This window comes from Lactobacillus sp. UMNPBX1, assembly GCF_002554085.1.
Lineage (GTDB): Bacteria > Bacillota > Bacilli > Lactobacillales > Lactobacillaceae > Lactobacillus > Lactobacillus crispatus.
Map to the genome: position 1 here is coordinate 1 of NZ_PCZI01000066.1, position 404 is coordinate 404.

Here is a 404-nt window from a genome sequence, read left to right on the forward strand (position 1 = left end):
AAGGTCTGAACCTACACCTTCATAGCCACGCTTGGCCAATTCATTCATCACGTCGTGACCTAATTGACCATTAACTCCAGTTACAAAAATTTTCATTAATTTACCTCACTAATTAAAACTTGAAAGTATCCTTTAAACCTTTCCATTCTTGATCACGTTCAGCCATATTTAACTTAGTGCCATCATCCAAAGTATAACCAGAAGCATCAGGGCTGCCTGGATATTCACCCTTTAGGTGTGGCCACTTGATGCCAATTTCAGGATCATTCCAAGCCATACCGCCTTCATCATTAGGGTGCCAGAAATCATTGACCTTGTAACAAAATTCAGCTACATCACTTAATACTAAAAAGCCATGTGCAAAACCTTGTGGAATTAAAAATTGCTTCTTGTTTTCTGCAGTC

General features: G+C 38.9%; 1 protein-coding gene and 1 pseudogene. Both read right to left on the reverse strand.

Features of this window, described 5'->3' with window-relative positions:
- Window positions 1–96, reverse strand: a pseudogene (locus CP352_RS10805) (NAD(P)-dependent oxidoreductase); the annotation flags it as partial.
- A gap of 16 nt (window positions 97–112) precedes the next feature.
- Window positions 113–404 (reverse strand): dTDP-4-dehydrorhamnose 3,5-epimerase (gene rfbC, locus CP352_RS10810; protein WP_143465308.1); only part of this gene is annotated, 292 nt, incomplete at its 5' end.